The organism is Rufibacter latericius (assembly GCF_003721515.1).
GTDB classification, from domain to species: domain Bacteria; phylum Bacteroidota; class Bacteroidia; order Cytophagales; family Hymenobacteraceae; genus Nibribacter; species Nibribacter latericius.
Window position 1 is genome coordinate 575,938 of the sequence record NZ_RJJD01000008.1, and the last position, 13,226, is coordinate 589,163.

The following is a 13,226-nucleotide window of genomic DNA, read 5'->3' on the forward strand; positions in this document are numbered from 1 at the left end:
AGCAGAAATATCAATACCTAAACGAAAGCACTTCCTTCTAACCAGCCAATGCTTGGGCACCATGCTTCTGCTGATCACGCTGTAGGCTCTTCTTCCAGTCTACATAACCCCACCAAGCCAAAGCGAGGTACAGAAAATACAACACCGCCGTTGGGTAAAGCTCCTTGTAAAGGTAAATGGGCACGTACACCGCATCTACTACAATCCAGATCAGCCAATTTTCCAGTTTTTTCCGGCTCATGAGCCATTGGGCTCCTAAACTTACGGCAGTGGTGGCGGCATCCCAGTAAGCTAAATCGGCATCGGTGTTGTAGTGCAGGTAGGTACCCAGACCGGCCGTAAAAAGCGGCACAAACAACAGCAGCCATATCCAGTGCTTAGACGTCATTCTGGTGACGGGTCGCTCCTCCCGGTGGTTTCCTTTGTAGAGCCATAGGTACCAGCCATAGAAATTGAGCCCGGCAAACATCACTTGCAGGCCCATGTCAGCATACAGGCGGGCGTCGTAGAATATGATGATGTACAAGGTCACGCTGATGAGCGCGATGGGAAAGGTCCAGATGTTTTGTTTGGCGGCGAGCCACACACACAGCAACCCGGTGATCACGCCTACTACCTCGGTGACCGTTGCTAGATCCCAAGTACCTGGGGAGAGAAAATCCATAAAGAAAGAATTGGCCTGTTTGGGTTTTCGGGCGCTTTCTCAGAAAACAGCCTTAAAACACAAACGGGCATACGTAACGGGCACAAAAATAGAAGCTTCGGGATAGGTTGCTCCTTTTGCCTGGCCTAAATGGCAAATTTATTTGAGGTATCTTTGCGCCATGCTGCCAGAGATTACACCCCAACAACTGAAAGAACGCCTTGCCCAACAGGAACCCCTGCAGCTCATTGACGTGCGCGAACCGCAGGAATGGGAAATCTGCAACCTGGGCGGCCAGCTCATTCCCCTAGCCGATCTCCCCAAACAAGCGGTTAACCTTGACAAAGGCAAAACTACCGTGCTTATTTGCCACCATGGTTTCAGGAGCGCCCAGGCCTTGATGTTCCTGCAGCAACGCCACGGCTTTACCAATCTGCTGAACCTGAAAGGCGGCGTACATGCCTGGGCAGAAGAAGTAGACCCCTCGTTTCCGGTATACTAGACGATACCGCTTTTCCCCTGTTTTTAGGGAAGTAACCCATAAACAGCGACTCTACCAGTAGAAAGTTTTTACCCAGACACTAGGATATTCAACTTTTCCCTTAATTTTACGTGGCAAATACCATATACGCTATTTGCTATGCAGTCTCACGCTCCCAATCTGTTGTTCGAAGCGCTTACCTACGACGACGTTCTCTTATTACCCGCCTACTCAGAGGTACTTCCTAAAGATACAAATACATCTGCCCAGCTTACCCGCAACATCCGGGTGAACATTCCTTTGGTATCTGCTGCCATGGACACCGTGACCGAGGCCGAGATGGCGATTGCCATGGCCCAGGAAGGCGGCATCGGGATCATCCACAAAAACATGAGCATCAAACAGCAAGCCGAGCTGGTGCGCAAAGTGAAACGCTCAGAAAGCGGAATGATCCTGGACCCGGTAACACTGGATGAGCACGCCACTCTTGGCGAGGCCATCCAACTCATGAAGGAGCACAAGATTGGCGGTATTCCTATTGTTTCTGCTGACAAGAAACTGGTGGGCATCATCACCAACCGCGATCTTCGGTTCGAGAAAAACTTCTCCGTGAAGGTTTCCGAGATCATGACCAAAGACCGCCTGGTAACCGCTCCCAAAGGCATTGAACTAGACAAGGCCGAGGACATCCTTCAGGAATATAAAATCGAGAAACTGCCCGTGATTGACGAGAACGGCGTTCTGGTCGGCTTGATCACGTACAAAGACATCCTGAAAAGAAAGCACCGTCCGTACGCCTGCAAAGACGAGTTCGGTCGTCTGCGCGTGGGGGCCGCCGTTGGCGTAACGCCAGATGTGCTGGACCGTGTAGGCGCCCTGGTAGAGGCTGGGGTAGACGTCATCAGCGTTGATACTGCCCACGGCCATTCCAAAGGGGTGATGGACGCTGTTAGCAGAATCAAAGACGCTTTCCCTAACGTGGACCTGATTGCCGGTAACGTAGCTACCGCGGAAGGTGCCAGAGCCTTGGCAGATTCCGGCGCCGACGCCGTGAAAGTAGGGGTTGGTCCGGGTTCCATTTGTACTACCCGCATCATCGCCGGCATCGGGGTTCCCCAGTTGTCTGCGGTAATTGAAGCCGTAAGAGGTCTGGAAGGAACCGGCGTACCAGTAATCGCTGACGGTGGTATCAAGTTTTCCGGCGACGTGGTGAAAGCCATCGGTGGCGGTGCCAGCACGGTGATGATTGGTTCTTTGCTAGCCGGTACCGAGGAAGCCCCTGGCGACATGCAGATCTACGAGGGTCGTAAGTTCAAGACCTACCGCGGCATGGGTTCCATTGAAGCCATGGGCGAAGGTTCCAAAGACCGCTACTTCCAGGATGCCGAGGACGATGTAAAGAAACTGGTACCGGAAGGTATTGTGGGCCGCGTGCCGTACAAAGGCTTAGCTGGCGAAGTGCTTTACCAATTAGTAGGCGGCTTGAAAGCCGGCATGGGCTACTGCGGCGCTCCTGACATTGAAGCCCTGAAGAAAGCCAAAATGGTGAAAATCACCGGTGCCGGTCTGCGCGAGAGCCATCCGCATGATGTGCAGATCACCCGCGAGGCTCCAAACTACAGCCGCTAGGATTCGGGCAAGTCTGGCTCATTTAATTGATTTACCTCCTGTTTTGCTCTGTCTGGGTTATCCGGGCAGAGCAAAATTTGTTTAGAAGGGCAATTTACTGCCTCTCTGCGGAAAGATGCCTTAGGAAGAGCTTTGGAGAAAGTTGGAGAGATGCAGCCAGGAGAAAGGAAAAGTCCAGAAACAGTTTTTGAAGCCTTTTAAACTAAGGGATATTAGCTTTTTCAAGAAAACAACTTGGTACAGGTTCTTCTTCCTTTCCCCACCCCTGTTCTTTTAATTCTCTCTGAACCTTACACCAACCCTCTCACTCTCAATTAATTAAAATTAAATTCCATATTATATACAGGTACAGGTTTTATTCTAAGGGAATTTAGGTGAATCATTGTCAAAAATTTAGCGTTTCCTATATAGATATAACCTATTCTGAGGCCTTATTCAACCAACTCAGATAATAAATAATTGTCTTTCAACCCCTTTCAGTTAACCTGAAAATCAGACCGAAGGGCAATTGGAAGAACATAACTTTTTTTTAGTTACTTTTAAAAAAATCTCGTATTCACCCACAGAAAATACATAACCCGCACAAGCAGGCACTCTTTCCAATGCCCCAAGACAAAACCATCAAACAGTTATGCTTTTTGACCGGAAGCGTGAGCTGGGTTTTGCTGCTGGGTAATGTCTTGTTTTTAGCTCACCAGGGGCATACGGGTCAGGCCAATGCGGCGGTTCCTTACCTGAACAACCTGCTGTCTGTGGTGTTCATCCTGTCGGTTTTCCTGCATCAGCGCTACAACGTGCCTATTCAGCGCAGTGAGGAGTTTACTTCTCCGCTTTGGGGCCTTTTTGTGAAAGGGGGCCTTGGAGCGTACCTGTGCCTGCTTTTGCACCTTTTCTATCCTAGCCTGAACCAGCGCTGGGTGAACAGTCCCTACCTGTTGGATATTTTCTACCAGATCTTTTTTGGGTTGCTGGTGTATTTCTTAGCCAAAGCCTTTTACACGTGGCGCCAGTTAATCCTTTACCACCGAACCAAGGATGTCCAGAGCCAATGGAAATGGTTCGAGATTCTGGTGTATTTGTCGCTGCTGGTGCCTTTGCTGAATGTGGAGTACATGCAGCAAGTGTTCCTTCTACTGGATCTGGCCCTTCTGCTGGGGTACAGCCTGTACATGAGCGTACACCAGCGCTGGGTAGCTTTCCTGACCCTTGATAAAAAATGGGCCTGCATTTTCCTGCTCACGGCCATCTTAGCCTCCGGGGTTCTGTTCGCCAATTTCCTGTTTCTCTACACCGATTCTCCCGAACTGGAAGTAGACTACACAGACAACCCTTTCATCCTCCTCACCCTGGCCTTTGTCTTTTTGTATGCGCTGGTTTCTTTGCTGGTATCGCTTTTCAGTTTACCCACCTCCAGGGTTTTTGAGCAGCGAAACGCCGATCTCCTGAGTTTCCAGCGCCTGAGCCACACCATCCAGCAGGGACAGAACGAGGAAGAAGTGTACAAAATGCTGTTTGAGAGTGCCATCAAAGCTACTGGGGCAGATGCCGGCTGGCTTGAAATCGGTGATACGCCTCACCTGGACACCTCCCATGTGGGGGGTACCAAGGTAGACATTGAAGTACAGACTTGGGTGAAAGCCTTGGTGAAAAAGGTACAGGAACAAGACAAAACCATCCAAGACAGGGTGTACGTGAACGGTGATCTGGGTCTTACCCCTGAGTTCAGGCCCTTGGACAGCCCCTACAATTCCCTTTTGTTGGTCCCTTTGGCTTCTTCTAAACGCCGGTACGGCCACCTGTACCTGTTGCTGGAACTGGAACAAGGCTTTGACCCTGATACCATCAGTGTTGTGCAATCCTTTGCAAACCAGACGGTACTCACCATTGAAAACCTTCGTCTGGTGCAGGAGTCCTTGCAGAACGAGCGCTACAAAGAGGAACTCAAGATCGCGAGTCTGGTGCAGGACCGCCTGAACCCCAAAACCTTCCCCACCGATACTTGGTTTGATATCAGTACCTACTCGCAGGCGGCCAAAGAAGTAGGCGGAGACTTCTATGACTACCTGCAACTGAGCAAGTCGCGCATCGCCATCATCATCGGGGACGTATCGGGAAAGGGGATCTCGGCGGCGTTTCACATGGCACAGATGAAAGGCATCTTTCACGGGCTCATGCAGCAGGATTTACTTCCTGATGAGTTCATGATTCAGGCCAACAGCGCCCTGAGCCGCTGCCTGGAGCGCACTTCTTTTATCACATCCTCCTTGTATATCATTGACTATGAGATGCAAGGCGTTTCTTTCGCTCGGGCGGGCCATTGCCACACGCTTTACTATAACTCTATGATAGAAGATACGTTCTATTTTCAGACAGAAGGGTTAGGCTTGGGCATTGTTCGGGACCCGTCTTACGCCAAACGCATCCACCGGCTGCACTATGACTACAACCCCAACGATGTGATGGTCATTTACACCGATGGTATCGTAGAGGCCCGCAACGCCCGGCAGGATGAGTACGGCGAGGAACGTTTGAAATACATGCTTTCCCAGACATACCACCTGGAGGCCGAGGACATTAAAAGCGCTATCATCAACGACGTCAGCGACTTCAGTAATGATACCCTGCACGATGACCAAACCCTGCTCGTGATCAAGTTCAAACAGCGTCAACCTATTATTTAGATGAACCGTAAAGAAGCACGATGAAAATAAAACATACTATCACCGACAATACTATCACCATCAGCCTGGATGGTGAATTAGACGCCAGCTCCTCCGTGCTACTGGATGAGGAACTTTCCAATCCCAGCATCATGATGTTTGGCAAGATTCTGGTAGACTGCAAAAACCTCAACTACATCTCCTCAGCGGGGTTAGGTGTCTTCATCTCGCATCTGCAGCGGTTCGAGGACGCCCAGATCAAGCTGATCTTCTTCAACATGCAGGAGAAGGTGCGCAATGTGTTTGAGATTTTAGGGCTTGATTTGCTCATGACCATCGTCTCTTCCTACGAAGAAGCCGTGACCATAGCCAATGACTAACAAGATCCGGGTCAGTTGCGACAGGAAGAATCTTAAAGTTATCCGCGCTTTCGTGACGGATACCCTTGCGCCTGCGCACTTGTCTGAGATCATTCTAAACCAGATCATATTGGCCGTAGACGAGATCTGCGCCAACCTGATCATCCATTCCAATAAGGAAGACAGCCGTAAGAACCTTTGCCTTACCATTTTTTACAATACGCAGGAAATTGTCATAGAACTGGAAGACAACGGCATTCCTTTTGATCAGAGCAACTATAAGAAGCCTAACATCCTTGCCAAGATAAAGGATGGCGAGAAAGGCGGCGTAGGGGTGGCATTGGTAAACCGTATCATGGACAAAGTTGAGTACAGCGTGCAGGACTCCGGCAACATCTGCCGGATGTACAAGTACTTAGTGTAGGAGCAGGTATTTTTTCTTTTTAACACAATAAAAGGCGTTTTAGGCCTGTTTTGTGCAAAAGATGCCAAAAATGAGACAGGTTTTCTGCTCTCATGATTCCTTGGCACTATGTTTTTCAATAGTAGCCTGTTCTCTCCAAAAAAATGAGTAAAATTGCATATTGTTAGGGATACCTATACCCCAGACATCCTGCATTTTGCTGACATCTATGCGAGTTTCCTCTTTATATGTGGGCCTAGGTGCCCTGCTCCTTTTTCAGTGCTCCTCCCCTAAAAAGGCCGCTGAACCCGTGCTGCTGACCATTGGCCCCGAGAAAGTGCCGGTTTCTGAGTTCGCGTACGTGTACGAGAAAAACAACTCCAACCCAGACAGCGCGTTTTCCAGCGCCAGCGTGACCGAGTACCTGAACCTGTACACCAACTTCAAGCTGAAAGTGGCCGAGGCCAAAAGCCGCGGATTAGATACCACCCAGGCATTTCAGACCGAGTTAGGCGGGTACAAAGAGCAACTAGCCCAACCATTTCTGACGGAGAAAAGCGTCACTGACCAACTGGTGCGCGAGGCCTATGAGCGCCTGAAAAAAGAAGTAAACGCCACACATATCCTGGTTTCCGTAGACATGGAGGCCGATCCTAAAGACACCCTAGCCGCTTTTCAAAAGATCACTGATTTAAGAAACCAAGCCATAAACGGAACTCCGTTTGAGCAACTGGCCCAGCGCTACTCAGAAGATCCATCGGCGAAGGAAAACAACGGCAACTTAGGCTTCTTTACGGCCCTGCAGATGGTGTACCCATTTGAGAACGCCGCCTTCAACACCCCGGTGGGGCAAATTTCGCAGCCGGTAAGGACCCGTTTTGGGTACCACATCATCAAAGTGAACGAGGTGCGTCCCGCCCAGGGCGAGATCAAGGTAGCGCACATCATGGTACGGGCCCAGCAAGGCTTGCCCAAAGCCGATTCTTTGGCTGCCAAAAAGAAAATCGATGAGATTTACAGCCGGGTTCAGCGCAAGGAAGACTGGAACAAACTGGCTTCCCAGTTCTCAGAAGACGCCGCCTCGGCTGACAACGGTGGGGAATTGCCTTGGTTTGGGACTGGTCGCATGATTCCTTCGTTTGAGGAGGCTGCTTTTGCCCTGGCTCAGCCGGGTGCTATTGCCCCTCCGGTGCAGACCGTCTACGGCTGGCACATCATTAAACTGTTGGAGCGCAAAGAACTGCCGACCTATGAGGAGATGGAAACCTCCCTGCGGAACCGCATTGCCAAAGACTCCCGCTCAGAACTGAACAAGGCCGCTTTCCTGCGCCGCATTAAGACGGAGAATAAGTTTCAGGAAAATCAACCTATCAAAACAGCCACGTTGCGCCTGGCAGATTCTACTTTGTTGGCGGGCAAATGGAAATTCAACGTTCCGGCCGAGCCTAAAAACCTGCCTACCGCCACGCTGTTCTCCATCAATGGTAAAAACTTTACGGTAGGGAACTTCGCCACGTACATTGAGGCAAACCAGCGTCCGCGCCAGAATGCTTCGCCGGCACACGCCATGCAACTGTTGTATGACAAGTTTGTAGAAACCAGCCTACTGGACTATGAGCGGGAGCACCTGGAGGAAAAACACCCTGATTACCGTTTGCTGGTGAACGAGTACCATGACGGTATTCTGCTGTTCCAATTGATGGAGGAGAAAGTTTGGGCCAAAGCAGTGGAAGACACCGTGGGGCTCAAGGCCTTCTTTGAAGCAAACAAAGACAAATACATGTGGGGCGAACGCGCCCAGGCCACTATCCTAAGTGCCGCCAGCCCGGCCGTGATGGCCCAGGCGCAGGCCCAGATGACCGCAGGCAAGTTTCCGTCTACCAGAAACAAACCCGTGGATCTGTTATTCACCACGGGCAACACCACCTTGTCTAAAACGTCTACCACGCAATTAGACCAGCTGGCGACTGCCCTTGTAGCAGATACTTCCCTTAGCCTGGAAGTATCCGGGTTCATGGATTCCCGTGAAAGCGCTAACCAGAAGAATTCCACCCTTCCTACCCGCCGGGCGACAGCCGTAAAGAACTACCTTCAGCAGAAAGGAGTGAAACCCGAGAATATTAAGGTTGTTCCGGCTCCTGCCCAACTGGTAGGCACGCGCAGGGTGGCGTTGAAAGTGTATTCCTCAGACCTTCAGGTCTTGGCCGACAACCTGAATCAGGCGAATCCCTTGGCTTTGCAGGTGACCACCCGTAAGTTCCAGCGCGGCGAAAACAAGGTACTGGATGGCGTAACCTGGAAACCCGGCACTTACAACCTCACTTACGAAGGACGTCCCACCTGGATAAAAATCGACCAGGTAGAGGCTCCGGCGCCTAAAAAACTAAGTGAAACCCGCGGGGTAGTGATCTCAGATTACCAGAATTACCTGGAGCAGGAATGGATCAAAGAACTCCGCCAGAAATATCCGGTAAGCGTGAACCAACCCGAAGTGCAGAAGCTTATTAAGAAGTAAGCGGCAGAAGTTTCTTTTAATGAAGCGGTTTGCCTAGCTTTGTTTGTTTACCACTATACTATTTTTGCAAGAGAAGCGGTTCTATAGACAGCAACTGCTATACAGAATACCATGAAAATCAGAATTTCTTTTTCTTCTTTCCTTAAAAGCCTTCTCCTACTATGTGTTCTGGGTTCTATGACGCAACGCGCAGAAGCCCAGCAAGCCACATTGATAGACAACATTGTGGCTAAAGTAGGAGGACATATCATTTTACGTTCAGAACTGGAGTTCCAGCACGCCAATGCGGTGGGCCAGGGCTATAAATCCCCTAACTTGCGGTGCGAGATTTTGCGGTCATTGGTACAGAACAAGCTTCTGTTGGCCCGTGCCGAGGTAGACTCTGTCATTGTGGAAGAAAGCACCATCACTGCCGAGTTGGAGGGACGTCTGAACCAATTCGTAGCCCAGATCGGGAGCCCTGAAAAACTGGAGGCTTACTACAACAAACCCATGAGCGAGATCAGAAGCGATCTGCGCCGCAGCCTCAAGGAGCAGTTGACCGTTCAGAAAATGGAGCGCGAGATTGCCGGTAAAATGAAGGTGACGCCCAAAGAGGTACAGCAATACTTCAACCGCATCCCTAAAGACAGCTTGCCCTATTTTTCCACTGAGGTAGAGGTAGGCCAAATTGTGAAGATTGCGCAGATTGGAACTGCGCAGAAACAGGCTGCTCGCGAGCAGCTGGAAGAAATCCGGAAGCGTATCTTGGCTGGGGAAGACTTTGCGGCTTTGGCCCGTCAGTACTCACAGGACCCAGGTTCCGGTGCCGCTGGTGGGGAGCTTGGTTTCTTCAAGAAACGGGAGTTGGTACCAGAGTACGAAGCTGCGGCGTTGAAACTGCAGCCCGGTGAAACCTCGCCCGTGATTGAGTCTATGTTCGGGTTCCACATCATCCAGTTGCTGGAGCGCCGCGGCGAAGAATTCAACACCCGCCACATCCTCATCAAACCAGCCACGGCTCAGGTAGACATGCAGCAGACCGCCCGTTTGCTGGACAGCGTCCGGACTTTGGTCTCCACGGATAGCATGTCGTTCGCCAAGGCAGCCAAAGAGTTCTCAGATGACATGGCTACGAAAGGAAACGGGGGCATGATCACCCTGCCTAACAGCCCCACTACCTACATCCCCGTGGACAAAGTGGATCCGTCGGTTTTCTTCGTGATCGATACAATGCAGGTAGGCTCTATCAGCGGGCCGCTTCCGTACCGCACCGAAGACGGGAAAGAGGCCATGCGCATCCTTTATCTGAAATCCAAGGCTTCTCCGCACCAGGCCAACATGCGGGACGATTATCAAAAAATTGCCGCTGCGGCCCTCGCCGACAAGCGCAACAAAGCCATTAGTGAGTGGTTTGAGAAAAACAAGGAAACGGTTTTCGTAGACATCGTTCCTGATTTCAAAACTTGTAGTTTAGACGACTAAATCCCCTTCTATGCCTCCCTTTGCCTCTGACAAAGAAGCCGCAGATGCGCTTCACCATGCCTACAAGCGTCTGACCGCTGAGATCTCCCAAACCATAATTGGCCAGGAGGAAGTGGTGAAACTGGTGCTGACCGCCGTTTTTTGTCAGGGGCACTGTTTATTGGTAGGAGTACCGGGCCTAGCCAAGACGCTGCTCATCCAGACCATCTCCAACTCGCTGGACCTGTCGTTCAACCGCGTGCAGTTCACCCCAGATTTGATGCCTTCTGACATTTTGGGCTCCGAAACGCTGGACCAGAACCGCCATTTCCAGTTTGTGAAGGGCCCCGTGTTCGCCAACATTGTGTTAGCGGATGAGATCAACCGGACTCCGCCTAAAACACAGGCAGCCCTGTTGGAAGCCATGCAGGAATACTCGGTAACGGTAGCCGGTCATCATTACAACCTGCCGCGTCCTTTCTTTGTACTGGCTACTCAGAACCCCATTGAGCAGGAAGGAACGTACCCCCTCCCTGAAGCCCAGCTAGACCGTTTCATGTTCCACGTGGCCCTGGAATACCCCAGCTATGAGGCAGAGCTGCAGATTGTCAAGAACACCACCGGCGACCGCAAACATACCCCTACCGTGGTTCTGCACGGCGAAGAAATCACCGCTTTCCAGCAACTGGTGCGCCGCGTACCCGTGACCGACAATGTGGTGGAGTATGCCGTCAAACTCGTTCACAAAACCCGTCCTAACACCCAACTGGCAGGGCCGCAAACAAATCAGTACCTGGAGTGGGGCGCCGGACCACGCGCATCGCAGCACCTGATCATGGGTGCCAAGTGCAACGCCCTCATCCGCGGAAAATATTCTCCGGATATCGAGGACGTGCAGGCCGTTGCTACTCCCATCCTTCGCCACCGCTTGGTTCGTAACTTCAAAGCCGAGGCAGAGGGCATCACGGTAGAACAAATCATAAAAGGATTACTGTAAGCTGCTTTCAGCCTCTTTTGAAAATAAGAGGCCTAAAACATCCTTTCCGCCTTTCGGAAGGCTAAGATTCATCTTGCGCCAAAAAGAGCAAAGCGCCTCGCTCTGGCTTCCCTGATGAGAAAAAGATGCAAAGAAAGCCTACGGTTTACCTATCCCTGTTTTCGGATTTATTTCCCGGAAACAGTCTTAAAACAACATATGCCTGAATAGTCAGGCAACACCGGGTGGTGAAAAAGAGTAACGCATTGTGTACTTTTGCCCCCGATTTCTTATAACATACACCGCATGGAAGCAGCAGCTCTTTACGAACGCTTTGAAAATAACCTGGAAACCATTTTCTCTTACATCAAGAGAGGCCTGGATGTTCGCACTACGCCTTACAACATCTCCATGCCCTTGGAGCTGAACCTGCTCTGCGATGTTCTGACCCACGCGGGGTTCCCCTGCCGGATAACCAAAGACGGGTTCGATGCTTTGGTGGAGTTCCACGAGCTGTACCTACAGCAAGGCAACCGTGTTTCTGAGGTGATGCACCGCATTCTGGAAGATAAACGCGCCTATCTGCGTACCCCTGAGGGAACCGTGCTGCTGAAAGAACAATTGATCCGGCGGTTGGAGTATTTCAACGAGATCGCGCATTCCATGGAAGTGATTGCCCGCTTGCAGCAACTGGGTAGCCCTTTGCAGTACAACTATCCTTTCCTGAACAAATAACTATATCCTGCTTACTAACCAGGAACAAACTTTCTTGTTAGAAAGCACAGCATTTCACGAGCGGGGCTTATCAGGATAAATTCTGGTGAGCCCCGCTCCTACGTTAAGGCTTGTTATACCCCAAGATGTGGACAGACATCTTCTGGTCTGCCTGTCGAGGCTTCTTGAACGTGATCCAAGCCTCCTGTATGCTTTCTTTTGGTGCTATGGGAAATCGCACCTCAGCTTTGTCAATTTCCTTTCCTTTGTGGAGCAGAGTGATCTCCAGCAAGACGTTTTCGGCGGTCTGTTCGCCCTGGTTCACCAGTTCTACCCGGTGGATGTTCTGGTGGGGTCTCCCCTTCTCGGGGAATATCTTCACCTGAAGGTCCGGTGGGGTGTGTTCATAGTGGAAGGCCTTCACCCCCAGGTAACCCAGCAGGGCAAGAATCAGCAAGACGCTCAGGCCAAACACAAACCACTCCAGCGGATTTTTTTTCATAAAGCTTCCTTTATTTATACTCCTGGTCAAACAAGAAACGGCCCGCCGAGGCTCCTAAGGCAGAAACCAGCCCCAGCACCACGGTAGCCTCGGTACAGGCCTGTAATCCCACTCCTTCAAACCTCCCGAAGAACCACAACGCCCCGGCCGAGGTGCAGAACGCGGTTGCATACGTGATGCTCAGGCCATACACTACCTCTAGAAAGGTGGGAGGCTCATTGGCAGGGGTTTCATAAGATCCCCTGAACCCCACGTAAAAAAGAATAGCTGCACTCAAGGTAAGTGACACCAGGAAGACCAGCAACAACTGAAGCGGCGTGGCATCTGAAGAGATTTTCATCACTTCTTCGGTGGGGGCCACATTTGCCCCGAACAGCAAACTGGCGCAGGTAGCCAACATGATCTGCTCCAGGGTTGAGGCCGGACCTTCGTCTTGCTTGGCCAGGATACTTTCCTGTGGTTTCTTTTCCTCAGATTCGTCTTCCTCTTCCTCCCCACTCGTGCCTAACTGTGCCGTACCAATGGAAACCCCGATGGCGATAGGCATGGCCTCGATCACCGTCATGTACACAATGCGTTCTAGGGACATGTCATAGATTTGTACCACCCCCAACAACCATAGAAAAAGGAAGGCCAGCACCAGGCCCAGCCCCATTTCCTCAATGGAATCAACGGCTATCTCTTTCCAGGAAGCACTGGAGCGCAGGCCAGCATAAGTATTGTAGCCCAGCAGCGAGACCGACGTCACCAGGATGTACAGCAACAGCAGCCACGGAGACACGGTAAAACTGGTCCACCAGATCTCCATGGTATACAGCATGGGCAAACTGAAAAGCAAGCCTCCTATGACGCCTCGGCCGTACTCCTGCAACGATTGGTAAATAGTCTTTTCCTGCATGTT

General features: G+C 51.1%; 12 protein-coding genes. 9 read left to right on the forward strand and 3 right to left on the reverse strand.

Annotated features, from left to right (window positions below; all coding sequences use genetic code 11):
• Positions 1-37: 37 nt before the first annotated feature.
• On the reverse strand, positions 38-664 hold the full coding sequence (gene pnuC / locus EFB08_RS14380; protein WP_123127642.1) for a nicotinamide riboside transporter PnuC: 627 nt from the start codon (positions 662-664) through the stop codon (positions 38-40).
• A gap of 160 nt (positions 665-824) precedes the next feature.
• Between pnuC and EFB08_RS14385 the strand changes: the two genes are divergently transcribed.
• From EFB08_RS14385 to EFB08_RS14425, 9 genes are all read left to right on the forward strand, one after another.
• On the forward strand, positions 825-1,145 hold the full coding sequence (locus tag EFB08_RS14385; RefSeq protein ID WP_227006340.1) for a rhodanese-like domain-containing protein: 321 nt from the start codon (positions 825-827) through the stop codon (positions 1,143-1,145).
• Between the two features lie 138 nt (positions 1,146-1,283).
• Complete coding sequence (gene guaB / locus EFB08_RS14390; RefSeq protein WP_123127643.1) at positions 1,284-2,753, forward strand: IMP dehydrogenase; 1,470 nt, start codon at positions 1,284-1,286, stop codon at positions 2,751-2,753.
• A gap of 602 nt (positions 2,754-3,355) precedes the next feature.
• On the forward strand, positions 3,356-5,434 hold the full coding sequence (locus EFB08_RS14395; protein ID WP_123127644.1) for a GAF domain-containing SpoIIE family protein phosphatase: 2,079 nt from the start codon (positions 3,356-3,358) through the stop codon (positions 5,432-5,434).
• A gap of 20 nt (positions 5,435-5,454) precedes the next feature.
• The gene (locus EFB08_RS14400) at positions 5,455-5,793 is read left to right on the forward strand and encodes an STAS domain-containing protein (protein WP_062544051.1); all 339 of its coding nucleotides are present in this window, start codon (positions 5,455-5,457) and stop codon (positions 5,791-5,793) included.
• A complete protein-coding gene (locus EFB08_RS14405; protein ID WP_123127645.1) occupies positions 5,786-6,196 on the forward strand; it encodes an ATP-binding protein in 411 nt (136 codons plus the stop codon). The genes EFB08_RS14400 and EFB08_RS14405 overlap by 8 nt, the downstream gene beginning before the upstream one ends.
• A 208-nt stretch (positions 6,197-6,404) precedes the next feature.
• Entirely contained in the window at positions 6,405-8,690 is a 2,286-nt protein-coding gene (locus EFB08_RS14410; RefSeq protein ID WP_123127646.1) for a peptidylprolyl isomerase, read from the forward strand.
• Between the two features lie 177 nt (positions 8,691-8,867).
• Positions 8,868-10,154: a peptidylprolyl isomerase gene (locus EFB08_RS14415; protein ID WP_227006341.1), complete on the forward strand. Its 1,287-nt coding sequence runs from the start codon at positions 8,868-8,870 to the stop codon at positions 10,152-10,154.
• 10 nt (positions 10,155-10,164) lie between these two features.
• Positions 10,165-11,130, forward strand: coding sequence for an AAA family ATPase (locus tag EFB08_RS14420; RefSeq protein ID WP_123127648.1), 966 nt, complete (start codon positions 10,165-10,167; stop codon positions 11,128-11,130).
• Positions 11,131-11,415: 285 nt separating this feature from the next.
• The gene (locus EFB08_RS14425) at positions 11,416-11,844 is read left to right on the forward strand and encodes a hypothetical protein (RefSeq protein WP_123127649.1); all 429 of its coding nucleotides are present in this window, start codon (positions 11,416-11,418) and stop codon (positions 11,842-11,844) included.
• A gap of 103 nt (positions 11,845-11,947) precedes the next feature.
• On the opposite strand, the gene EFB08_RS14430 is transcribed toward EFB08_RS14425, so the two are convergent.
• A complete protein-coding gene (locus EFB08_RS14430; RefSeq protein WP_123127650.1) occupies positions 11,948-12,325 on the reverse strand; it encodes a hypothetical protein in 378 nt (125 codons plus the stop codon).
• A 10-nt stretch (positions 12,326-12,335) separates the two neighbouring features.
• Positions 12,336-13,223 carry a TIGR02587 family membrane protein gene (locus EFB08_RS14435; protein ID WP_123127651.1) on the reverse strand — a complete coding sequence of 296 codons (888 nt, stop codon included), beginning with the start codon at positions 13,221-13,223 and terminating at the stop codon, positions 12,336-12,338.
• Between the last annotated feature and the right edge of the window lie 3 nt (positions 13,224-13,226).

What these genes read in the sequence shown, in the direction of transcription:
- guaB (WP_123127643.1), top strand. Translation starts at nt 1,284, where the DNA reads ATGCAGTCTCACGCTCCCAATCTGTTGTTCGAAGCGCTTACCTACGAC.
- EFB08_RS14425 (WP_123127649.1), top strand. Translation starts at nt 11,416, where the DNA reads ATGGAAGCAGCAGCTCTTTACGAACGCTTTGAAAATAACCTGGAAACC.
- EFB08_RS14435 (WP_123127651.1), bottom strand. Translation starts at nt 13,223, where the DNA reads ATGCAGGAAAAGACTATTTACCAATCGTTGCAGGAGTACGGCCGAGGC.
- EFB08_RS14405 (WP_123127645.1), top strand. Translation starts at nt 5,786, where the DNA reads ATGACTAACAAGATCCGGGTCAGTTGCGACAGGAAGAATCTTAAAGTT.
- EFB08_RS14415 (WP_227006341.1), top strand. Translation starts at nt 8,868, where the DNA reads ATGACGCAACGCGCAGAAGCCCAGCAAGCCACATTGATAGACAACATT.
- EFB08_RS14395 (WP_123127644.1), top strand. Translation starts at nt 3,356, where the DNA reads ATGCCCCAAGACAAAACCATCAAACAGTTATGCTTTTTGACCGGAAGC.
- EFB08_RS14400 (WP_062544051.1), top strand. Translation starts at nt 5,455, where the DNA reads ATGAAAATAAAACATACTATCACCGACAATACTATCACCATCAGCCTG.
- EFB08_RS14420 (WP_123127648.1), top strand. Translation starts at nt 10,165, where the DNA reads ATGCCTCCCTTTGCCTCTGACAAAGAAGCCGCAGATGCGCTTCACCAT.
- EFB08_RS14410 (WP_123127646.1), top strand. Translation starts at nt 6,405, where the DNA reads ATGCGAGTTTCCTCTTTATATGTGGGCCTAGGTGCCCTGCTCCTTTTT.
- pnuC (WP_123127642.1), bottom strand. Translation starts at nt 664, where the DNA reads ATGGATTTTCTCTCCCCAGGTACTTGGGATCTAGCAACGGTCACCGAG.
- EFB08_RS14385 (WP_227006340.1), top strand. Translation starts at nt 825, where the DNA reads ATGCTGCCAGAGATTACACCCCAACAACTGAAAGAACGCCTTGCCCAA.
- EFB08_RS14430 (WP_123127650.1), bottom strand. Translation starts at nt 12,325, where the DNA reads ATGAAAAAAAATCCGCTGGAGTGGTTTGTGTTTGGCCTGAGCGTCTTG.